The sequence below is a fragment of the Curtobacterium sp. P97 genome, assembly GCF_023712445.1.
GTDB lineage: Bacteria > Actinomycetota > Actinomycetes > Actinomycetales > Microbacteriaceae > Curtobacterium.
The window spans coordinates 1-390 of sequence record NZ_JAMAYF010000220.1 but is presented as its reverse complement, the minus strand read 5'-3'; the positions used below and the strand labels follow the sequence as shown (position 1 = coordinate 390).

The window sequence follows — 390 nt, the reverse complement described above, 5'->3', positions numbered from 1 at the left end:
ACCTCGGCGAGTCGCTCATCAAGCGCGACCTCGGCATCAAGGACATGGGCACCCTGCTGCCCGGCCACGGCGGCCTCATGGACCGCATGGACTCGCTGCTGCCCGCGGCGGTGGTGGCCTACCTGCTGCTGAGCTGGCTCGTCCCGGCCTGAGCCGGCCGGGTGGCCGTCCGCGTCACCCCGACGTCGACGAACCCACGGCGGGCGTACCACCGCCGCGGCCAGTCGCCGGCGTCGGCCTCGAGCACCGCCAGGTCGCACCCGGCCCGCCCGGCCTCGACCAGCAGGCGGTCCAGCACGGCGTCGCCCAGGCCGCGCCCGCGGTGCGCGGGGGCGGTCAGCACCGACTCGACCGCCGCGGTGGCGCCGTCCACGCGCAGCTGCCCGGCGG

General features: G+C 77.4%; 2 protein-coding genes. One reads left to right on the top strand and one right to left on the bottom strand.

Going from position 1 to position 390, the window contains the following annotated elements; translation table 11 throughout:
* On the top strand, positions 1-152 hold a 152-nt coding region (locus M3677_RS17735; RefSeq protein WP_251161238.1), incomplete at its 5' end, for a phosphatidate cytidylyltransferase.
* Here M3677_RS17735 and M3677_RS17730 read toward each other — a convergent pair.
* Positions 119-390, bottom strand: a 272-nt coding sequence (locus tag M3677_RS17730) for an N-acetyltransferase (RefSeq protein WP_251161237.1), incomplete at its 5' end; no start/stop codon positions are given. The two genes, M3677_RS17735 and M3677_RS17730, sit on opposite strands and share 34 nt — an antisense overlap.